This window comes from Gordonia sp. OPL2 (assembly GCF_003797825.1).
In the GTDB taxonomy this organism is placed as follows: domain Bacteria; phylum Actinomycetota; class Actinomycetes; order Mycobacteriales; family Mycobacteriaceae; genus Gordonia.
Map to the genome: position 1 here is coordinate 150,320 of NZ_RKME01000001.1, position 22,107 is coordinate 172,426.

Annotated in this window: 13 protein-coding genes; 10 read left to right on the forward strand and 3 right to left on the reverse strand. The window is 68.6% G+C overall.

The features are described from left to right. Positions 1-81 precede the first annotated feature (81 nt). From secD to EEB19_RS00765, 5 genes are all read left to right on the forward strand, one after another. The gene (secD, locus tag EEB19_RS00745; protein WP_187582242.1) at positions 82-1,686 is read left to right on the forward strand and encodes a protein translocase subunit SecD; all 1,605 of its coding nucleotides are present in this window, start codon (positions 82-84) and stop codon (positions 1,684-1,686) included. Beyond that, positions 1,683-2,942 carry a protein translocase subunit SecF gene (gene secF, locus EEB19_RS00750; RefSeq protein WP_187582244.1) on the forward strand — a complete coding sequence of 420 codons (1,260 nt, stop codon included), beginning with the start codon at positions 1,683-1,685 and terminating at the stop codon, positions 2,940-2,942. The genes secD and secF overlap by 4 nt, the downstream gene beginning before the upstream one ends. A gap of 58 nt (positions 2,943-3,000) precedes the next feature. Further along, on the forward strand, positions 3,001-4,674 hold the full coding sequence (locus tag EEB19_RS00755) for an ABC transporter substrate-binding protein (RefSeq protein WP_262365390.1): 1,674 nt from the start codon (positions 3,001-3,003) through the stop codon (positions 4,672-4,674). Continuing rightward, positions 4,607-5,308 (forward strand): adenine phosphoribosyltransferase, encoded by a 702-nt coding sequence (locus EEB19_RS00760; RefSeq protein ID WP_187582248.1) that lies wholly within the window; start codon positions 4,607-4,609, stop codon positions 5,306-5,308. The genes EEB19_RS00755 and EEB19_RS00760 overlap by 68 nt, the downstream gene beginning before the upstream one ends. Positions 5,309-5,503: 195 nt before the next feature. Further along, the gene (locus EEB19_RS00765) at positions 5,504-7,927 is read left to right on the forward strand and encodes a bifunctional (p)ppGpp synthetase/guanosine-3',5'-bis(diphosphate) 3'-pyrophosphohydrolase (protein ID WP_187582250.1); all 2,424 of its coding nucleotides are present in this window, start codon (positions 5,504-5,506) and stop codon (positions 7,925-7,927) included. 18 nt (positions 7,928-7,945) lie between these two features. Here the strand turns inward: EEB19_RS00765 and EEB19_RS00770 are convergent, their stop codons facing one another. Beyond that, positions 7,946-8,881 carry a peptidylprolyl isomerase gene (locus tag EEB19_RS00770; RefSeq protein WP_187582252.1) on the reverse strand — a complete coding sequence of 312 codons (936 nt, stop codon included), beginning with the start codon at positions 8,879-8,881 and terminating at the stop codon, positions 7,946-7,948. Positions 8,882-9,129: 248 nt separating this feature from the next. On the opposite strand from EEB19_RS00770, the gene EEB19_RS00775 reads away from it, so the two are divergent. Beyond that, complete coding sequence (locus EEB19_RS00775; RefSeq protein WP_187582254.1) at positions 9,130-9,882, forward strand: MBL fold metallo-hydrolase; 753 nt, start codon at positions 9,130-9,132, stop codon at positions 9,880-9,882. Further along, complete coding sequence (hisS, locus tag EEB19_RS00780) at positions 9,879-11,144, forward strand: histidine--tRNA ligase (protein WP_187582256.1); 1,266 nt, start codon at positions 9,879-9,881, stop codon at positions 11,142-11,144. The genes EEB19_RS00775 and hisS overlap by 4 nt, the downstream gene beginning before the upstream one ends. A gap of 11 nt (positions 11,145-11,155) precedes the next feature. Here the strand turns inward: hisS and EEB19_RS00785 are convergent, their stop codons facing one another. Together EEB19_RS00785 and EEB19_RS00790 are read right to left on the reverse strand one after the other, a co-directional pair. Further along, a complete protein-coding gene (locus EEB19_RS00785; RefSeq protein ID WP_187582258.1) occupies positions 11,156-12,820 on the reverse strand; it encodes a DUF885 domain-containing protein in 1,665 nt (554 codons plus the stop codon). After that, the gene (locus EEB19_RS00790) at positions 12,817-13,680 is read right to left on the reverse strand and encodes a neutral zinc metallopeptidase (RefSeq protein WP_187582260.1); all 864 of its coding nucleotides are present in this window, start codon (positions 13,678-13,680) and stop codon (positions 12,817-12,819) included. Before EEB19_RS00790 ends, EEB19_RS00785 begins: the two co-directional genes overlap by 4 nt. A 235-nt stretch (positions 13,681-13,915) precedes the next feature. Here EEB19_RS00790 and aspS point away from each other — a divergent pair, with 235 nt between their 5' ends. From aspS to EEB19_RS00805, 3 genes are all read left to right on the forward strand, one after another. Continuing rightward, positions 13,916-15,766: an aspartate--tRNA ligase gene (gene aspS, locus EEB19_RS00795; protein WP_187582262.1), complete on the forward strand. Its 1,851-nt coding sequence runs from the start codon at positions 13,916-13,918 to the stop codon at positions 15,764-15,766. Between the two features lie 93 nt (positions 15,767-15,859). Beyond that, positions 15,860-19,330: a DUF2126 domain-containing protein gene (locus EEB19_RS00800; RefSeq protein ID WP_187582264.1), complete on the forward strand. Its 3,471-nt coding sequence runs from the start codon at positions 15,860-15,862 to the stop codon at positions 19,328-19,330. Next, the gene (locus EEB19_RS00805) at positions 19,327-22,101 is read left to right on the forward strand and encodes a circularly permuted type 2 ATP-grasp protein (RefSeq protein ID WP_262365349.1); all 2,775 of its coding nucleotides are present in this window, start codon (positions 19,327-19,329) and stop codon (positions 22,099-22,101) included. The genes EEB19_RS00800 and EEB19_RS00805 overlap by 4 nt, the downstream gene beginning before the upstream one ends. Positions 22,102-22,107: the final 6 nt, after the last annotated feature.

Here is a 22,107-nt window from a genome sequence, read left to right on the forward strand (position 1 = left end):
GAGTGGGCGACCGACCGGATCGTCCGCGCGCATCGGGGGCCTGGCGCCTGAGCGTGCTTTCCTGAGGAGACCAGAACAGCAGTGACCACACCTCGCCGGGCGTCGGCGAAGCGGTCGGGACTTCCCCGTGAGGTGCCGCCGTGGAGACCCCTGACCGCTTTCTTCGTGCTGCTGGCCGTTGTCTACGGACTGGTCTTCTTCACCGGTGGCGGATCGCCGACCCCCAAGCTCGGTATCGATCTGCAGGGCGGCACCCGCGTGACGCTGACCGCCCGTACCCCTGACGGCAAGCCGCCCTCACGGGAGCAGCTCGACCAGGCGAAACAGATCATCGAGCAGCGTGTGAACGGGCTCGGTGTGTCCGGTTCGGAGGTCGTGGTCAACGGCAACAACCTGGTCATCACCGTTCCCGGCGACGACGGCAAGCAGGCCCGCACCCTGGGCCAGACCGCGCGGCTGTTCGTGCGGCCGGTGGAGAACGTGCAGCCGGCGACCCCGCAGCCCGCGAAAGACGATCAACCGGACGCGGAGGACGAGAACGGCGAGACGTCGGCGGCCGCGATCGACGAGCAGCGCAAACTGCGTCAGGCGCCGGCGGGGGCGAATCTCGACGCCCTCACCGCGCAGATGGCGAAGATGGACTGTTCGCCCGGCGCCAACGACCCGTTGCTCGGCAATGATCTGCCCGACCAATACCTGGTCGCGTGTTCGCAGGACGGCACCGAGGTCTATCTGCTCGGGCCCGAGATCATCGACGGTCGTGACATCAAGAACGCGACCGCCGGTACCACCCAGCAGGCCGGCTCGTGGATCGTGCAGGTCGAGTTCAAGGGTGAGGCACAGAACTTCTGGCCGCAGTACACCGGACAGAACGTCGGCAAGCAGACCGCGTTCACCCTGGACACCAAGGTCGTCTCCGCACCTCAGATCCGTGGCGCCATCACCACGCCGCAGACCGAGATCAGCGGCAACTTCAGCCAGCAGGAGGCCAAGGACCTGGCCAACGTCCTGAAGTACGGTTCGCTGCCGCTCTCGTTCGAGGCGTCCGATGCCGAGACGGTCTCTGCGACGCTGGGTCTCTCGTCGCTGAAGGCCGGCCTCATCGCCGGTGCGGTCGGCCTGATCGCGGTGCTGCTCTACGCCCTCCTCTACTACCGCATGCTCGGCATCCTCACGGTGCTGTCGCTGCTGCTGTCCGGGCTGATGGTCTACGGCATCATCGTCCTGCTGGGGCGCTGGATCGGCTTCACGCTCGACCTCGCCGGTATCGCCGGTCTGATCATCGGCATCGGTATGACCGCGGACTCGTTCGTCGTCTACTTCGAACGAATAAAGGACGAGATGCGCGAGGGCCGAAGTTTCCGGTCCGCGGTTCCGCGCGGCTGGGCGAGCGCGAGGCGCACGATCTGGTCCGGCAACGCCGTCAGCTTCATCGCGGCGGCCGTCATCTACATCCTGGCCGTCGGCGAGGTGCGCGGGTTCGCGTTCACGCTGGGTCTGACCACGATCCTCGACGTCGTGGTCGTGTTCCTCGTGACCCACCCGCTCGTCGTCCTGGCGAGTCGTTCGGAGTTCTTGTCGCGACCGAACGTCAACGGACTCGGCGCGGTCAGCGAGGTGGCCCGTCAGCGCCGCGTCGCGCAACGGTCGTCGCAGGTCACCGCGTCGGAAGGATCGGCGAAATGAGCATGCAGACCCCTGGGCCGCAAGGACCGGCGCGTCCGAACTCCGGACGCAGCGGGGGCGGGCGGACCGCATCCACCCCCGACCTGGTCGTCGAGGACAGCGAGCCGGTCGATACCCCCACCGCCGACGCGAACTTCGTCGCCGAGAAGGACCGCTCGTTCCTCTCGCGGCTGTACACCGGTACCGGCGCGTTCGACATCATCGCCGCACGCCGCACCTGGTACATCGTCACCGCGGTCATCCTGGCGATCTGTATCGGATCGATCGCGATCCGTGGGTTCACCCTGGGCATCGAGTTCGAGGGCGGTACCCAGGTGTCGATCCCGGTCTCGGCCGGTGTGACCACCGATGCCGTCGAGGAGGTGTTCTCCCAGACGCTCGGAGACGCACCGGAGTCCGTGCAGACCGCCGGATCCGGGTCCAGCGAGACGATCCAGGTGCGTACCGAGACCCTGAGCATCCAGCAGACCGAACAGGTGACCCGAGCCCTCGCCGACAAGTTCTCCCCGGAACTGACTGCCGCAGAGGTCAGTTCGTCGGATGTCAGTTCCACCTGGGGTGGCGAGATCACGCAGAAGATGCTGATCGCGCTCGCGGTGTTCCTGGTGATCGTGTTCGTCTACATCGCGGTGCGATTCGACCGCGAGATGTCCACAGCAGCCCTCGCCTCTCTGTTCTTCGACATCATCGTCACTGCCGGCGTCTACTCGCTGGTCGGCTGGGAGGTCACCCCGGCCACGGTCATCGGTCTCCTCACGATCCTCGGCTTCTCCATCTACGACACCGTCGTCGTCTTCGACAAGGTCGCCGAGAACACGAGATCGGTCCTGCAGACGACCCGGCGCACCTACGGTGAGCAGGCCAACCTCGCGGTGAACCAGACACTCATGCGTTCGATCAACACCACCGTCATCTCGGTGCTGCCGATCATCGCGCTCATGGTCATCGCGGTGTGGCTCCTCGGGGTCGGCACGCTGAAGGATCTCGCGCTGATCCAGCTCGTCGGTGTCGTCGTCGGTGCCTACTCGTCGATCTTCCTGGCGGCGCCGCTGCTGGTGACCCTCAAGGAACGACGCAAGGACATCGCGCGCCACACGAAGCGCGTCCTCGATCGCCGCGCACGCGTGGCGGCAGGCGACGATCTGTCCGATGCACCGCGTCCGGTGCGGGGCCGGTCGTCGAGCGGCCGTGCGGCACGTCGCGACGACGCCGACGCACCGCAGAGCCCCACCGGGAAACGTCGTCGGTCGCGCTAACCTACGGGTCGTGACCGACCAGACCGGGCGCCAGGCCCGCCGACGACCCGGCCTGCCCGTGACGGTGACGGTACTGGCGGCGGTGCTCGTGACGCTGACCGGTCTGCTGACCGCGTGCGGCGACGACGGACCGCCGACCATCGACTACGTGGTCGACGCACGCATCAGCAGCTACAACGCGAACACCGTCGACGGCAACGCCGACGGTGTACTCATGGCGACGACCCGGATGCTGCCCGGATTCAGCTATCTGGGAGCGCAGGGCCAGGTGACGCCGGACCGTGACATCGGCACCGTCACACCGGTTCCCGGTGAAGGTCTGACGCTGCGGTACGACTTCGACCCTAGGGCGCGCTTCTCCGACGGGCAGGCGCTCGACTGCGACGACCTGGTTCTGGCCTGGGCGGCGATGAGCGGCCGGTTCCCCGGTTTCCGGCCGGCGACCACAGCGGGCTACCGCGACATCGATCGGATCGACTGTGCAGCGGGCGATCGCACCGCGACGGTCGCCTTCGCCCCGGGCCGCGATTATCGCGACTGGCTCTCGCTGTTCGGTGCCGGCACCCTTCTCCCGGCGCATGTCGTCGCCCGTGACGCCGGTGTCGCCGGAGTGTTGGATCCCTTACGGGGCGGGAATCGTGCGGTGACCACGAAGATCGCCAAGGCCTGGAACTCCGGTTTCGCACTGACGCCCGGGCCGATCGACGAGACCAGGTTCCCGTCCTCGGGTCCGTACCGGATCGAGGGGTACTCGGAGTCGGGTGGGTTGGTGCTGGTCCCGAACGACACGTGGTGGGGCGATGCCCCTCAGACACAGCGGATCGCCATCTGGGGACGGGGCACCGACACCGACAGCAAGCTCGCCGACGGCTCGTTCGACATCGTGGACGTCACCGGCGGCCTCACCGATGACGACGACATCCGTCCGTCCGGAGATGCTGCCGTGCAACCGCTTCCGCAGCCGAATCGAGCACTTGCCGTCGAAGAGGTCGTCCTCGCCCAGCGAGGTGCCCTCGGCACGCTGCGGGCGCGCCAGGCACTGGCATCGTGCATCCCGCGAGACGCCCTCGCGCGGCAGTTCGGACAGGGGGCACAGGTCTGGAACCTCCGCGTCCTGCCGCCGTCGGACAATCTGGCCGGACAACTGAATGGATCGTTCGGTCGCGCGTACGCGCGCCCCGACCTGCCGCGGGCACGCGCGCTCAGCGGTGACGGACAGGCCGAGGCGGGACGTGCCTCGATGAGGGTCCGGGTCGGGTACCTCGCGCCGACGGCGCGGCATCAGAAGATGGTCGCCGCGATGGCCGAATCCTGCCGGCGGGTGGGGATCGAGGTGGTGGACGCCGGGGCACCCGACATCACCCCCGGCGCTCTGGGCCGCACCGTCGACGCGCTGATCGTCGCCAACGGGGCGGGCTTCGCCGCTGCGGGCGCCGCCAACCCGTCACGCGACGCGTATCAGCTCCGTGGTGGGGACCCGCTGAATCTCGGTGGATTCCGCAGTCCCGAGGTCAGTGGCGCCGTCGACGCGCTCGTCACGGCCGACCTCGCCGCCGACCGGTTGCCGCTGGTCCGCGCGATCGAGAACGCCGCGTGGTCGGCACTCCCGTCGATCCCCTTGTTCGCCGCGCCGCGGGTGCAGCGCTGGAACGGGCTGGTCGATAATGTGGTGGCCGGTCTGGGCCGCAACGGGACCGGATGGAACATGGATCGGTGGACGGTACGTGAGTGACGATGCAGCAACCGGCAACGCAGTGACCGGGGACGCTGGGACCGACGACGCGGGCACGCAGGACACGGGACTCGACGAGGTGACGGCCCGGGCGCTCGACGACGCCCGTACCGCCATCGACGAACACGCCCGCACGGTCCCTGACTTCCCGGCGCCCGGCATCACGTTCAAAGACCTCACCCCGGTGTTGGCCGATCCGGCCGGGCTCGCCTCGATCGTCACCGCACTGACTCATCGCTGCGGCGACATCGACCTCGTCGCGGGCATCGACGCCCGCGGTTTCCTTCTCGGCGGTGCCGTGGCCCGGCAACGAGAGGTCGGTGTGCTCGCGGTGCGCAAGGGCGGCAAGTTGCCGCCGCCGGTTCACCACATCGACTACGCGCTCGAGTACGGATCGGCCAGTCTGGAGATCCCCGCCAGCGGAATCGACATCACCGGCCTGCGGGTGCTGCTCGTCGACGATGTCCTCGCCACCGGCGGCACCGTCGTCGCGGCCGGGGACCTGCTGCGCAGGGCGGGTGCCGAGGTGGTCGGTGTCGCCGTGATCATGGAGCTCGACGGTCTCGGTGGGCGGGCGACGATCGCCGATGGCCTCGGTGCCGACCTGCCGGTTCACGCTGTCACCCTCGACTGAGGCGCACCAGACGCCGCCCGAGCCCGCGCGACGTCGCGGTCGGCGGTTCCGTGCGGTACGGCCGGACTAGACTCGCCTCATCCGGCGTTCGGCAGGATGAGGGTGCACCGTCTCGGCGTCTCCGGTGGAGACGGACGATGGCGGGGCGCCCGCGTTGATGCCGACGCATACGAACGGAGCCGGGAGGAGGTCCCGATGCACGACGACACCGACACCGACGCCCGTCACGGCGTCGGCGACGCGGCAGGATCACCCGCCGCCGATGTGACGCCCGCGAACGACCGATCACCGGTCGAGACGGGCGGACCGTCACGGCCGGGAACGATGACCAACGGCGATTCCCTGGCCACGCCGTCCTCCTCGGCGTCGAGGAGGGTCCGCGCCCGGCTCGCCCGTCGGATGACCGCCACCCGAAGCCCGGTGCGGCCGGTGCTGGAACCACTCGTCACCCTGCATCGCGAGATCTATCCGAAGGCCGACGTCGCGCTGCTGCAGCACGCTTATGACGTCGCGGATGAGCGTCACGAGGGCCAGACGCGCAAGTCCGGCGACCCGTACATCACGCACCCGCTCGCCGTGGCCACGATCCTCGCCGACCTCGGCATGGACACCACGACACTGGTGGCCGCGTTGTTGCACGACACCGTCGAGGACACCGGATACTCGCTCGAACAGCTCGAGAAGGACTTCGGTGCGGAGGTCGCCCACCTGGTCGACGGAGTGACCAAGCTCGACAAGGTCGCTCTGGGCAGTGCTGCCGAGGCCGAGACCATCCGCAAGATGATCATCGCGATGGCCCGTGATCCGCGTGTGCTGGTGATCAAGGTCGCCGACCGGCTGCACAACATGCGGACCATGCGTTTCCTCCCGCCGGAGAAGCAGGCGCGCAAGGCCCGGGAGACGTTGGAGGTCATCGCACCCCTCGCACACCGGCTCGGCATGGCGACGGTCAAATGGGAACTCGAAGACCTCTCGTTCGCGATCCTGCATCCCAAACGGTACGAGGAGATCGTTCGTCTGGTGGCCGATCGCGCGCCGTCGCGCGACACCTACCTGGCCCGTGTCCGCGCGGATGTGAACAACGCGCTGGGCTCGGCACGGATCTCGGCGACCGTCGAGGGTCGCCCCAAGCACTACTGGTCGATCTATCAGAAGATGATCGTCAAGGGCCGCGACTTCGACGACATCCATGATCTGGTCGGGATCCGCATCCTGTGCGACGAGGTCCGCGACTGCTATGCGGCCGTCGGCGTGGTGCATTCGCTGTGGCAGCCGATGGCCGGACGGTTCAAGGACTACATCGCCCAACCCCGCTTCGGGGTGTACCAGTCGCTGCACACGACGGTGATCGGTCCCGAGGGCAAACCCCTCGAGGTGCAGATCCGCACCGCCGAGATGCATCGCACGGCAGAGTTCGGCATCGCCGCACACTGGCGGTACAAGGAGAGCGGCTATCGGAAGGGCAAGAACCCGAAACGATCCGATGCCGCCGAGATCGACGACATGGCGTGGATGCGCCAGCTCCTCGACTGGCAGCGTGAGGCCGCCGATCCGGGTGAGTTCCTGGAGTCGCTGCGCTACGACCTTGCCGTGCAGGAGATCTTCGTCTTCACGCCGAAGGGCGACGTGATCACTCTGCCGGCCGGATCGACGCCGGTCGATTTCGCCTACGCGGTACACACCGAGGTCGGCCATCGATGTATCGGCGCCCGGGTCAACGGCCGGCTCGTCGCGCTCGAACGCACCCTCGAGAACGGTGAGGTCGTCGAGGTGTTCACCTCGAAGGCGCCCAACGCCGGACCGTCGAAGGACTGGCAGAACTTCGTCGTGTCGCCGCGGGCCAAGGCCAAGATCCGGCAGTGGTTCGCCAAGGAACGTCGCGAAGAAGCGCTCGAGACCGGCAAGGAAGCAATCGCCAAGGAGGTGCGCCGAGGCGGACTTCCGTTGCAGCGCTTGATGAGTGCCGAATCGTTGGCATCCATCGCCAAGGAGTTGCGCTATGCCGACGTCACGGCGCTCTACACCGCGGTGGGGGAGAACCACGTCTCCGCACGACATGTCGTCAATCGACTGGTCGCCTCCCTCGGCGGGCTCGACGACGCCGTCGACGAGATCGCCGAACGCTCGACGCCGTCCACCCTGCCGACCCGCACCCGGCAGGGCGGTGACGCCGGCGTCGTCGTCGAGGGCCTCGACAACGTCATGGCCAAACTGGCCAAATGCTGCACGCCCGTTCCCGGGGACGAGATCATGGGGTTCGTCACCCGCGGCGGCGGTATCAGCGTGCACCGCACCGATTGCACGAACGCGCAGTCGCTCCGCGAGCAGTCCGAGCGGATCATCGAGGTCTCGTGGGCGCCGTCCCCGTCGTCGATCTTCCTCGTCGCCATCCAGGTCGAGGCCCTGGACCGTCATCGCCTGTTGTCGGATGTGACGAAGGTGCTCGCCGACGAACGGGTCAACATCCTGTCGGCGTCGGTGACCACCAGCCGAGACAGGGTTGCGATCAGCAAGTTCACGTTCGAGATGGGCGACCCGAAGCATCTCGGTCACGTGCTCAACGTCGTGCGGAACGTCGAGGGCGTCTACGACGTGTACCGGGTGACCTCGGCGGCCTGAGGCCACCGAGGTCGGTGGTCAGTCCTGCGTTGCGCCGCCCACGGTCGCAGTGGTGATGTCGACGGGCTCCTTCGGCCGGCCGTCCTGGGCATTGCCGTTGGGCCCGGGCATCAGGCCGTTCGCCGCGATCTTGTCGAGCACTGTCAGGCCGGCCGGATCCACCGTGCCGACCACCGAGTAGTTCGGCGCCAACTGGCTGTCCTGCAGCACCAGGAAGAACTGGCTCGAGCCGGTGTTCGACTGCCCGGTCTGCGGATTGTTGCTGTTGGCGATGGCGACGGTGCCTCGCGGGTAGATGACCGGTGCGGTACCCGACATTGGGTCCGGTTGGCCCGCGGGCTTGAGGTCGGTCGGGAGTTCGTCGGGACTCGACCATCCCGGGCCGCCGGCGCCGGTTCCGGTCGGATCGCCGCACTGCAGGACCTTCAGTGTGTCGCTTGCGGTCAACCGGTGGCAGGGCGAATTGTCATAGAACTTGTTCTCCGCCAGAGAGATCATCGCGGCAGTGTTGCAGGGTGCGCCGGTGCGCTCGAGCGTGATCGGCACCGCGCCCTGGTTGGTGTTCAGAGTGAGGTCGGCGGTGCCTTCCTTGAGTTCCTTCTCCGCAGGCTTCGGTGACGTGCGCTGCTTGGACTCGCCCGCCTTCATCTCATCGAGGTAGGCCTGCGCCTGGGCGCGTTGATCCGCAGGCACCTCGGCGGGTACCTCCTTGGGGAGCTGATCGAAGCGGCTCGGCTGATCCTCGAAGGCACAGGAGGTCCAGCGCGCCGCCTCGCGGTCGTCGAGGACCTTCTTGACGATCAGCGTGGTCGCCGTCGCCACGATCGCGACCACCACCACCGTCGACACCGAGGCGATGATGATCTTGCGTCGGCGCTTCTCCTGCCGCTCCCGCTCGAGACGTTCCTCGAGCTTGCGCTTGGCTGCTTCGCGACGCTCCTCGTTCGTGGACACGCGGTTGGACCCTCCTGAACTCGTGTGCCGTAGCTGGTTCCCCCGGGGGATGGCATGCCACCGGCCGGGGCCGGGCATGCGATCGGCGCTGATGCTACATCGAGTGGCCAGTCTGCCAGTCGAACCTGAGAGTTCCATGGCCGGGTGAGTCCTCGGCCAACACCTGCACCGACATCTCCACCGCTCCTCGAGATCGCCGGCACGGGCTGTCGTCAGAGTGTGCCGACGGCGTTTGCCACAATGGACGGATGCTGATCACCGGATTCGCGGCTGGCATGTTCCAGACGAACTGCTACATCCTCGCCACGGAGGCAGGGGCGGAAGCGGTCATCGTCGATCCGGGGCACGACGCGGCGCCCCGGGTCCGGGAGCTGCTCGCCGAGCACGACCTGACGCCGGTGGCCGTGCTGCTGACCCACGGTCACCTCGACCACACCTGGAACGCCGCCGAACTGTGCGACGAGTTCTCCATCCCCGCCTACATCCATGCCGACGATCGGCCGATGCTCGCCGACCCCGGTGTGGGGCTCGGTCGGGCGCTCGGCGACATGATCGGCTCCCTCGAGTTCCGGGAGCCCGAGAAGGTCATCGACTTCGTCGACGGCGAGGAGATCGACGTCGCCGGCATCAGGATCTCGGTGGATCTCGCGCCCGGGCACACGCAGGGTTCGGTCCTGCTCGGCATCGAGGTCCCGGTCGAGGTCGATCCCGGCGAGGAGGATGCCGCCGACACGACCTCGAGGATCCCCTCGGTCGTGCCGGTCTGCTTCTCCGGTGACGTGCTGTTCGCCGGGTCGATCGGTCGGACCGACCTGCCTGGCGGGAATCATCAGCAGTTGCTCGACTCGATCGCGGAGAAGCTGTTGCCGCTGCCCGATCACACCCAGGTCCTTCCCGGACACGGACCCCAGACATCCATCGGTGCCGAGCGTGCGGGGAACCCGTTCCTGGCCGACCTCTCGGCCTCGGGCACCGTCAAGAAGGGACGATACGGACTGTGAGCGCCGAGTTCGCCGCGCCGAGAGGCATTCCCGACTACTTCCCGCCGTCATCGACGGACTTCCGTCGGGTCCGCGACACCCTGACCGAGGCCGCCCGGCTCGCCGGGTACGGGCACATCGAACTGCCGATCTTCGAGGACACAGGGCTGTTCGCCCGTGGTGTCGGAGAGTCGACCGATGTCGTCAGCAAGGAGATGTACACGTTCGCCGACCGGGGGGACCGGTCGGTGACGCTGCGCCCGGAGGGCACCGCCGGGGTGATGCGCGCGGTCATCCAGCACGGACTCGATCGGGGGCAGCTCCCGGTCAAACTCTGTTATGCGGGGCCGTTCTTCCGGTACGAGAAGCCGCAGACCGGACGCTATCGCCAGCTCCAGCAGGTCGGTGTGGAGGCGATCGGTGTCGACGACCCGGCTCTCGATGCCGAGGTCATCGCGATCGCCGACGAGGGCTACCGTCGCCTCGGTCTGTCCGGCTTCCGTCTCGAGATCACCTCCCTCGGTGATGCCGAGAGCCGCGGACCCTATCGAGAGGCGTTGCAGCAGTTTCTCTTCGGCCTCGACCTGGACGAGCCGACGCGCCGGCGTGCCGAGATCAACCCGCTGCGCGTGCTCGACGACAAGCGGCCGGAGGTCAAGGCGGCCACCGCGGACGCCCCACTGCTCGTCGACTTCCTCAGCGACGACGCCCGCGCCCACTTCGATCTGGTGCTGACCCACCTCACGCGGCTGGGCGTGCCGTACGAACTGAACCCGCGTCTCGTCCGGGGCCTCGACTACTACACCAAGACCACCTTCGAGTTCGTCCACGACGGGCTCGGCGCGCAATCGGGCATCGGCGGCGGAGGCCGCTACGACGGTCTGATGCGCCAGATCGGCGGAAAGCAGGATCTCTCGGGCATCGGTTTCGGACTCGGCGTCGACCGGACGATGCTGGCGCTGGAGGCCGAGGGTGTCGCGCACGCCGACGTCGCGCGCTGTCAGGTGTTCGGGGTACCGCTGGGCGCCGACGCGAAAGCCGAATTGGTCGGTGTCGCAGGGCAACTCCGAGCGGCAGGGATCAGCGTCGACCTGGCCTACGGGGATCGCGGGCTCAAAGGCGCGATGAAGGCGGCCGACCGTTCGGGAGCGCGTCTCGCGCTGGTGCTGGGTGATCGCGAGCTCGAGGAGCGTCGAATCGAGGTGAAAGACCTCTCGAACGGGGAGCAGCGTCAGGTCGCACTCGACGACGTCCTGGCCGAGATACGACAACTGCTCGGCTAGAGAGTCCCCATTCAGCCGGCGGTCAGCTCGTCGGCCAGCACATCGAGCGACACCCCGCCGAGGGCGAGGGCACGAGTGTGGAAGTCCCGCAGCGTCCAGTCCGGGTGTGCACGCAGGGCCGACGAACGGGTCTGTTCCCAGACCCGTTGTCCCAGTGCGTACGACGGTGCCTGCCCCGGCCACCCGAGGTAGCGGTGGAGTTCGAAGCGCAGCACGGCGTGATCCATCGCGACCGACCCGGTCAAGAACCGCCATGCCTTGTCGGCGTCCCACGTGCCACCGCCGAGTGCGGCTGGCGCGGGCAGGCGACAGTGCACACCGATGTCGACGACGACCCGCGCCGCGCGCAGTCGCTGCGAGTCGAGCATGCCCATCCGGTCGCCGGGATCGTCGAGCCAACCCAACTCGCCCATCAGTCTCTCCGCGTACAGCGCCCAGCCCTCGCCGTGGCCGGAGGTGAACGAGGCGAGCTTGCGCCATGCGTTGAGGTCGTCGGAGACGATGGCCGAGCCGAGCTGCAGGTGATGACCCGGCACACCCTCGTGGAAGACCGTGGTGGTCTCCTGCCAGGTGTGGAACACCGTCTGCTCGGGTGGGACCGACCACCACATGCGGCCGGGTCGGGTCAGGTCCGCGCTCGGCTGGGTGTAGTAGATGATCCCCGTCTCCGACGGTGCGAGCCGACATTCGAGTCTCGTCAGTCGGGGCGGCAGGTCGACGTGGATCCCGGCCAGGGCGTCAACGGCCCGGTCGGACAGCTCCTGCATCCATCCGACGAACTCATGACGATCATGAATGGCGTACTGCGGCAGCGTGTTCAGGTGTGACATCGCCTCCCGCACCCCGCCGCCCGTGACGATCTCGGTGGCCAGTGCGGCCTGTTCGTCGACGATGGCGGCGAGACGATCGAGACCCCACGCGTATGCCTCGTCCGGGTCGACGTCGGCGCCGAGGTGGGCGGGCAGGAACCGGAGATAGCGCTCGCGTCCGACCGCGTCGTCGGTCACCGCGGACGGCGCGACCTCGGTCCGCAGCATCACGGCCAGCGCGGCGAACGCCGACCCGGCGCGGTCGAGCGCCCGGGCGGTCGCGTCGGCGAGACGGGGGTCGTCGGCGAGGGCGGTGGTGTCGGCCGCGATTCCGGCAACGGCCGCGTCGGACTGTTCCGCGACCAGGACGGCCTGCCGTCGGGCGAGAGGCGGCCCGTGCGCGATCCGATGCCGCAGTCCGTCGATGATGCCGTCGACGCAGTCGGGGATACCGGACAGTCGCGCCAGGAAGATCTCGCGTGCCTCCGCGGTGTCGGTGGGCATCAGGTCGAAGACGTCGCGCACCGCTTGCAGCGGCGAGGCGATCACATTGCAGTCGCCGATGTGCTCACCCGCCTCGGCGAGCGCGATCTCGCGATGGAGCGACGCGGTCATCGTCGCCACGGTGACGCGGTCGACCTCGTCGGCCACCGGCGCCGACTCGAGCGATCCGACGGCGGCCCGGGCGGCGGCAGCACGGGCGTAGCAGGCACCGGGGGAGAAGTCGGTGAGGCGGTCGTCCTGGCCGGGCACACCGATCTCTGTCGCGAAGAACGGATCGAGCCCGGCCTGATCGGCGAGATGGCGTTCCGCGAGCCGGTCGACGACGGATGGGGTACGGGTTGCGCCGGGCGCCGGGGCGCTCACAGATCGTTGGTGGCGAAGGTGTCGCACCGGCGCGGATCGCCGGACTCATATCCGGTGCCGAACCACCGGACACGCTGTTGTGCCGATCCGTGCGTCCAGCCCTCCGGATTCGAGTTGGCTCCCTGGATCGTGTCGTCGCCGATGGCCTTCGCGGTCTGCACGACAGTGGCGATCTGATCCTGGGTCAGCGGCTCGAGCATCGCATCGGGCCCCTTGTCCGAGTGATAGGCCCAGACACCGGCGAGGCAGTCGGCTTGCAGTTCGACACGAACCGAGCCGGACAGCGGACCCTGCGAACCCATGCGGTTGCCCTTCTGGAGTGCGCCGGTCAGGTTCTGTACGTGATGGCCGTACTCGTGGGCGACGACGTACTCCTGGGCGAGCGGACCGTCGCTGCCGCCCATCTGTTTCAGCTGGGCGAAGAATGTCGGATCGAAGTACGCCGTGCTGTCGGCCGGGCAGTAGAACGGCCCCGTTGCCGACGTCGCCGCACCGCATCCCGTGTTAACCGACCCGGAGAAGATCTTCGTGTTCGGTGGCGTGTAGCCGCGCATCTGCTCCGACCAGACCTGATCGAGGCTGTTCGTGGTCGCAACGATCCGGCAGATGTCGTCGGTGTTGGCCTTCTCGATCGTGCACGAGCGGATCTGTGCATCGATCTCGGATGAGTTCTGGCTGTTCGCCGACGTTCCGGTACCCGCGCCACCGGTGATCGAGCCCGGGTCGATCCCGAAGAACAGGGCGATGAGGGTGATCACGAGTCCGGCGCCGCCGCCGAGCGCGATCCGTCCCACGCCACCGCCACCACCGCCGCCCGACACGTTGCCGGTGTCCAGTGGCCCACCACCCTGAAATGTCATGAGAGCTCCTCGGTCCGGCGAACACCGCGTCCCGGCCCGGACAGGGGACGTCGGGGACGGCAGCATCGAGCATATTCGCCGGCGGTGTGGCGGTGGCCGGATCGATCGCACACCGGCGCGTGTCGGGATCCGGGAACGGGCCACAGGACCCGAGCGCGGGCGGGTGCGGGCAGGTCAACGGCGCGAAAGTAGGATGACCCGAGATCCATCTCGTACCCCCTTGGAAGGACTCTGAGTGCTCCGCACGCATCTGGCCGGTTCGCTTCGCAGCGCCGACGCCTCGCAGACCGTCACCGTCGCCGGCTGGGTTGCCCGTCGCCGTGATCACGGCGGCGTGGTCTTCATCGATCTGCGGGACAGCTCGGGTCTCGTCCAGGTCGTCTTCCGTGACGAGTCGGTCGCCGAAGCCGCACACCGCCTGCGCGCGGAGTTCTGTGTCGCGGTGACGGGCGTCGTCGAGGTGCGCCCGGAGGGCAGCGAGAACGCCAACCTCCCGTCCGGCGCGATCGAGATCAACGCGACGGCCCTCGAGGTGCTGAACGCCTCGGCGCCCCTTCCCTTCCAACTCGACGACGCGCCGGGCGAGGAGGCGCGACTGCGCCACCGCTACCTCGACCTGCGTCGCGACAAGCCCGCGCATGCCCTCCGTCTGCGCTCGAAGGTGAACGCAGCTGCCCGCGGCGTGCTCGCCGACCACGACTTCGTCGAGATCGAGACCCCGACGCTGACCCGCTCGACGCCGGAGGGCGCTCGCGACTTCCTGGTGCCGGCACGTCTGCAACCCGGCACCTTCTACGCGCTGCCGCAGAGCCCGCAGTTGTTCAAGCAGCTGCTCATGGTGGCCGGGATGGAGCGGTACTACCAGATCGCGCGGTGCTACCGCGACGAGGATTTCCGCGCCGATCGCCAGCCCGAGTTCACCCAGCTGGATCTCGAGATGAGCTTCGTCGACCAGGACGATGTCATCTCTCTCGCCGAGGAGATCCTCGTCGCGCTGTGGAAACTGATCGGGGTCGAGATCGCGACGCCGATCCCGCGCATCACCTATGCCGACGCGATGCGCCGCTTCGGCAGTGACAAACCGGATCTGCGTTTCGGCATCGAACTCGTCGAGTGCACGGACTTCTTCGCCGACACCCCCTTCCGCGTGTTCCAGGCCCCCTACGTGGGTGCCGTCGTCATGCCGGGCGGGGCCTCGCAGCCGCGACGCCAACTCGATGCGTGGCAGGAGTGGGCCAAGCAGCGCGGGGCAAAGGGGCTGGCCTACGTCCTCGTCGGTGAGGACGGAGAGCTCGGTGGTCCGGTCGCCAAGAACCTGTCCGACACGGAGCGCGCGGGACTGGCCGCGCACGTGGGGGCCGCACCCGGCGACTGTGTGTTCTTCGCGGCCGGACCGGTGAAGGCGCAGCGCGCTCTCCTCGGAGCGGCCCGTGGCGAGATCGCCTCTCGCCTCGGCCTGATCCCCGGCGCCGGGAGCGAAACGAGTGGGGTGCCCACCGGCGCCGACGATTGGGCGTTCACCTGGGTCGTCGACGCCCCGCTGTTCGAACCGGCCGACGACGCCACTGCCTCCGGCGACATCGCCGTCGGATCCGGGGCCTGGACCGCCGTGCATCACGCCTTCACCGCGCCGAAGCCGGAATCGCTCGCCACGCTCGACACCGATCCCGGCGCGGCGCTGGCCTACGCCTACGACATCGTCTGCAACGGCAACGAGATCGGCGGTGGGTCGATCCGTATCCATCAGCGCGACGTGCAGGAGCGGGTCTTCGAGATCATGGGCATCGGTCACGACGAGGCCCAGGAGAAGTTCGGCTTCCTGCTCGACGCCTTCGCCTACGGCGCGCCCCCGCACGGCGGTATCGCATTCGGATGGGACCGGATCACCGCACTGCTCGCCGGTGAGAGCTCGATCCGCGAGGTGATCGCGTTCCCGAAGTCTGGTGGCGGTGTCGATCCGTTGACCGACGCTCCCGCGCCGATCACCGCGCAGCAGCGCAAGGAGTCCGGGATCGACGCGAAGCCGGTGGCGCGCAACCGTCCGGGCGCCGACGACGCCGCGCAGACCGCCGACAACGCGGGCTGAGTATCCCGCCCTCCGGTGACGCCGCCGGTGCGGGCCGGTGATCCGGCCCGCACATCCGGCATCGGGTCGGTATCTGTGATGTGATTTCTGACCATGACGATCAAGGTGGCCCTCGAGCACCGGACGAGTTACGCGTTCGATCGCCCGGTCAAGATCTACCCGCATGTGGTGCGGTTGCGGCCGGCTCCCCACTCGCGGACACCGATCGAGGCGTATTCGCTGAAAGTCGAACCCGCAGAGCACTTCCTGAACTGGCAGCAGGACGCTTTCAGCAACTACATGGCCCGTCTGGTGTTCCCGGAGCCGTCGCCGACCCTCTCGGTCACCGTGAGCCTCATCGCCGACCTGACCGCGATCAACCCGTTCGACTTCTTCATCGAGGACTGGGCCGAGGACTACGGCTTCGACTATCCCGACGAACTCGCCGACGACCTCGAGATCTTCCTGCGCCCGGTCGGGGTCACCGACGGTGAGTTCGCGGGCGCGCCGGTGCACCCGTCCATCGCCGAGTTCGCCGCCGCGCACCGGCCCAGCGGACACGTGCGGATCATCGACTTCCTGGTCTCGGTGAACCGGGCGGTGCAGCAGGCCGTCGGCTACACCGTGCGTCTCGAGGCCGGTGTGCAGACACCCGAACACACTCTGGCGAGCGGGATCGGATCGTGTCGCGACTCCGCATGGCTGCTCGTCGCCGTCCTGCGGGAACTCGGCCTCGCCGCGCGATTCGTCTCCGGCTACCTCGTGCAGCTCACCTCCGACGTCAAGTCGATCGACGGTCCGTCCGGACCGGACGCCGACTTCACCGACCTGCATGCCTGGACCGAGGTGTATCTGCCCGGCGCCGGCTGGGTCGGGATGGATCCCACCTCCGGCCTGTTCGCCGGAGAAGGGCACATCCCGCTCGCCGCGACGCCCAATCCCGGTGGTGCGGCACCGATCACCGGTGCGACCGGCCCCTGTCACGCCACCCTCGACTTCTCCAACACGGTGACTCGGTTCCACGAGGACCCGCGGGTGACCTTGCCGTACACACCGTCGCAGTGGGAGCGCGTCCAGGAACTCGGTGCCGCCCTCGACACCACGATGGAACGCAACGACGTCCGGCTGACGATGGGAGGCGAACCGACCTTCGTCTCGATCGACAACCAGACCGATCCCGAGTGGACCACCGCCGCCGACGGCCCGCACAAACGGCAACTCGCCTCCGACCTCGCGGGCCGGCTGCAGGCGGCCTACGCGCCGACCGGGCTCGTGCAACGCAGCCAGGGCAAGTGGTATCCGGGGGAACCGTTGCCGCGCTGGCAGATCGCGCTCATGTGGCGTACCGACGGCTTGCCGATCTGGCGTCGTCCGGAACTACTCGCCGACCCCTGGTCGGATCGTGCCGCCGCCGAGGCGAGCATGCAGACCGAGACGCACGGCGGGGGACCGGACGCATCGGCGTCCTCCGGCGTGGCGGAGAAGCTGCTGATCGCGTTCGCGTCCCGCCTCGGACTCCCGTTGTCGCAGGTGATGCCCGCGTTCGAGGACCCGCTGGTCCGGATGCGCGAGCTGTCCACCCTGCCCCCGGGCGACCCTGCCGACGACCCGACCCTGCGGACGGTGCGCGCGACGCAACTAGCCGTGGCGGCCGCCGAGGCCGAAGAACTCGAGGAGGACCTCGGACCGGTCGACGACTCCACCGCCGCCCGGCAGGCACTGTTGCGGCGACTCGACGGTTCGGTGGCCGGGCCGACCGCATTCGTGTTGCCGCTGAGTCGCAGCGACGACGATTCCGCCTGGCAGTCCGCACGCTGGACGACCCGCCGCGGCCGGCTCGTGCTGACCCCGGGCACCTCCCCGGCCGGACTCCGTCTGCCGCTGAACTCACTGTCCTGGGGGCCCGCGCCGACCGTCTTCGAGGTGGACCCGTCGGCTCGCCCCGACGCCCTGCCCGACGATCCGGCCCAGGCGCTCGGGTGGACCGTGACTGAGGTGGATCCGTCCGCATTCGTCCCGCGCACAGCCATCGTCGCGGAGGTCCGCAACGATGTGCTGCACGCGTTCCTGCCGCCGACCGCTGCGCTGGAGGAGTTCCTGGCGGTCATCGAGATGCTGGAGGAGGCGGCCGCGGCGATCGGCACACCGATCGTCGTCGAGGGTTACGGACCGCCGGCCGACGGACGCCTCACCACGCTCACCGTGACACCGGACCCCGGGGTGATCGAGGTGAACATCCAGCCGACGCACAGTTTCGGTGAACAGTCCGAACTCCTCGAGTCGCTCTACGAACATGCTCGACACGCACGGCTCGGCACGGAGACCTTCGACCTCGACGGCAGCCACGGCGGCACCGGCGGCGGCAACCACATCACCCTCGGCGGACGCACGCCCGCCGACTCGCCGATGCTGCGTCGACCGGATCTGCTCGTGTCGATGCTGACGTACTGGCAGCGGCATCCCGCGTTGTCCTACCTGTTCTCCGGCCGGTTCGTCGGTACGACCTCGCAGGCACCCCGGGTGGACGAGGGCCGCGAGTCGTCGTTGTACGAGTTGGAGATCGCGTTCGCCGAGATCGACCGGCTCGCGGTGAAGGCGGCCGGCGGTGTGGCCGCCGACGCGCCGCCGAATCCGTGGGTCACCGACCGGGCGTTGCGTCACCTGCTGACCGACATCACCGGGAACACCCACCGCGCCGAGTTCTGCATCGACAAGCTCTACAGTCCCGACTCCTCGCGGGGCCGCCTCGGCCTGCTGGAACTGCGGGCGTTCGAGATGCCACCGCACCATCAGATGGCCATGGTGCAGTCGCTCCTCGTGCGATCGCTCGTCTCCTGGTTCTGGGAGCAGCCCTACCGTGGCCGGCTGATCCGGCACGGTGCCGACCTGCACGGCAAATACCTGTTGCCCCACCACCTCATCGCCGACATCGCGCTCGTCGCCGAGGAGTTGCGCGAGGCGGGATATCCGTTCGACACCGCATGGCTCGACCCGTTCACCGAGTTCCGCTTCCCGCGGCTGGGTACCGTCGCGATCCGTGATCACGAGGTCGAGCTGCGGGGGGCGATCGAGCCGTGGAACACGCTCGGCGAGGAATCGACCGGAACCGGCACGGCCCGGTACGTCGACTCGTCCGTCGAGCGCGTTCAGGTGCGCGTGCTCGGCGGTGAGGACGATCGATTCCTGTTGACCTGCAACGGCTTCCCGATCCCGCTACGACCGACGGGGCGTACCGGGGAACGGGTCGCCGGCATCCGCTTCCGGGCGTGGCAGCCGCCGAGCGCCCTGCATCCGACGATCACCATCGACACCCCGCTCACCTTCGACCTCATCGACACCGTCAGCGAGCGGTCCGTGGGCGGCGCGACGTATCACGTCGTGCACCCGGGGGGACGGGCCTACGATCGTCCGCCGGTCAACGCGGTCGAGGCGGAGTCTCGCCGTAACGGGCGTTTCGAGTCGACGGGACACACGACCGGTGCCGTCGACGTCGGGCTCCTGCGCGAACGTCAGGCCCGGCTGGCCACCGATTCCGGGGTCCCGGCCATCCTCGACCTGCGTCGGGCACGTACAGTTCTCCGGTGACTGTTTCGTCGGGCAGCCCGATCGGCGGTGCTCTGCCCGAGGTCTTCGACCGATATCGGCCGGACGGCTCCGCACTCTTCGAGATCGACCGGCTCGCTCACGACGGCACCTCGTCGTCGGAGATCCCGTTCGACGAGATGCTCGACAGCGCGGGCCGCACCCGGACCGCGTGGACCGATCTCGTCGACGGATATGCCGCCCGCGGCGAGGCCCGTCTGCATGCGGCCGCCGCCCGCCTGGCCACCGCCGTCAGCGACGAGGGTGTCGTCTACAACCAGTTCGACGGTGTCACGACCGTCGCCCGGGACTGGCAGATCGATCCGGTCCCGCTGATCGTCGACGGCAGCGAGTGGTCGGAGTTGGAGAAGGCCGTCACCCAGCGGTCGATGCTCCTCGATCTGTTGCTGCGTGACCTCTACCGCGACCAGAAGACCATCACCTCCGGGCTGATTCCTCCCGAGATGGTCTTCGGACACCCCGGATACATCCGCAAGGCGGCGCGACTGGAGGTGCCCGGGCCGCACGGTCTGTTCCTGCACGCACTCGACCTCGTCCGATCTCCGGAGGGCCGGTTCGAGGTCTACGCGGACCGCACCCAGGCCCCGTCGGGCATCGGCTTCGCGATCGTCGACCGGCGGCTGCTGTCGCGGACGTTCCCGCAGCTGTTCCAACAGTGCGCGCCGCGGGCGATGACGAGCTTCGCCGGCACGCTGCGACTCGCGTTGTTCGACTACGCGCCGCCGGGCGTCGACGACCCGACGGTGGCGGTGCTGAGTCCGGGCAGCATGTCCGAGACGGCGTTCGACCAGGCCTACCTCGCCTCCGTGCTCGGTCTGCCGCTGGTCGAGGGCACCGATCTCACCGTGCGCGACGGGGTCGTCTACATGCGGTCGCTCGGGAAGTTCAAACGGGTCGACGTGCTGCTGCGTCGGATCGACGCCGAGTATGCCGACCCGCTCGATCTGCGCACCGATTCGCGGCTCGGTGTGGCCGGCCTCGTCGAGGCGATCTCGCGCGGGAACGTGACCGTGGTCAACACCCTGGGCAGCGGGGTGCTGGAGAACCCGGCGATGCACACCGTCCTCGAGCGGCTCGCGCCGGTCCTGCTCGACGAGGAGCTGGCCCTCCCGTCGGTGCCGACACTGTGGGCCGGTGACGATCTGCAGCGCGGCAAGATCCTCGCCGATCTCGACGATCTGGTGATCACCGACATCCGGTCCGGTGACGAGTACGTGATGCCGCTGATCGACTCCGCCACCCGCGCCCATCTGCGGGATCGCATCGAGTCGCAGACGTGGCAGTGGGTCGCCCGCACGTTGCGACCCACGTCGATGGCCCCGTCGATGACCGCCGCGCGCGGCGGATTCGGCGCCGCGACGCTGCGCGCGGCACCGGTCGGCGTGCGCGCGTTCAGTGTCGCGCAGGGGCCGACGTACGCCGTCCTGCCGGGCGGGCTCGGATCGGTCCTCGCCGACGGCCCGGCCGGATCGGCACATCACGTGGCTGCGGCCAAGGATGTCTGGGTGACCAGTGCCGATGTCGGCGGCCACGTCTCGCGCAAGTCGTCGACACGCGCCGCTCCCGACGACGACGTCCTCGTCGTGCCCGCACCTGGGCGTCCCACACGGACCGGCTACTCCGACATCGCTGCCGCGGCCAGCCCGCGTGTGCTGTCGGATCTGTTCTGGTTCGGACGCTACGGCGAGCGCGTCGAATCGACGACGCGACTGGCCAAGGTCGCCCGTGAGCGCTATCAGGAGGTCCAGTACCGCCCGTGGATGAGCGGGCCCGCCGCCGTGCCGATGATCCTGCACGCGACCGCGATCATCACCGGGACCGCCCGCTATCTCGACAGTGCCGCGTTGCTCGCGGACGACGCCGACACGGCACCGACCGCGGACCGGGTCGACGAGGCGATCGCCACGATCACGGATCTGACCGTGGCGCGGGCGGTCCCTGGCACCATCGCGCATTCCATCGATCGGCTTGTGTCGTCGGCGAGGGCGGTCCGCGACCAGATGTCGACGAGCACCTGGATGGTGCTCGCGCCGGTGGAGCGGGCCATCGAACGGCTCGGCGCGCAGGTCCGTGCCGACCGCCTCGGCGTCGACGAGGTCTCCGACTCCACCGGTCACGCCACCGACTCCGGCCTCGAGCCGGGATCGGAACTGCGGCTCGCCCACGACGAGGTGCTGCACGGTGTGCTGGCCCTCGCGGGACTCCAGGCGGAGTCGATGGTGCACGACGCCGGGTGGCTGTTCATGGACATCGGGCGACGAATCGAGCGGGCCCTGACGCTCGCCGACCTCACCCGGGCGCTGTTCGTCGACCACCACGACCGCGAGGTCGAGCAGGCGTTGCTGGAGTCCTACCTCGTCGCGAACGAGTCGTCGGTCATCTACCGCAGGCGCAATCGCGGGCTCTACCAGTTCGGGGCCGTCGGCGGACTGCTGTTCTTCGACGAGTCCAACCCGCGTTCGTTGATCTACCAACTGACGCTGACGAGAGCGGACCTCGCCGCGCTGCCCGACGAACTGCGTTCGGCGGCAGCCGAACGCATCGTCGAGGACCTGATCGCCGAACTCCGGCGGTCCGACCCCGACGATCTCGCGACGCCGGACGCCGAGGGTCGTCGCCCCGACCTCGCCGACCTGATGACCACCATCGGGACCGGACTGCGCGAGTTGTCCGACGTGCTGGGCCGCACGAAGTTCGCGCCGCCGCGTCAGGCCCAGCCGATCTGGGGCGGGGGAGGTGAGGACGCGCCGTGACCACTC

Coding starts and splice junctions, on each gene's coding strand:
- secF (WP_187582244.1), top strand. CDS start 1,683: ATGAGCATGCAGACCCCTGGGCCGCAAGGACCGGCGCGTCCGAACTCC.
- EEB19_RS00760 (WP_187582248.1), top strand. CDS start 4,607: ATGTGGTGGCCGGTCTGGGCCGCAACGGGACCGGATGGAACATGGATC.
- EEB19_RS00765 (WP_187582250.1), top strand. CDS start 5,504: ATGCACGACGACACCGACACCGACGCCCGTCACGGCGTCGGCGACGCG.
- EEB19_RS00775 (WP_187582254.1), top strand. CDS start 9,130: ATGCTGATCACCGGATTCGCGGCTGGCATGTTCCAGACGAACTGCTAC.
- EEB19_RS00790 (WP_187582260.1), bottom strand. CDS start 13,680: ATGACATTTCAGGGTGGTGGGCCACTGGACACCGGCAACGTGTCGGGC.
- EEB19_RS00800 (WP_187582264.1), top strand. CDS start 15,860: ATGACGATCAAGGTGGCCCTCGAGCACCGGACGAGTTACGCGTTCGAT.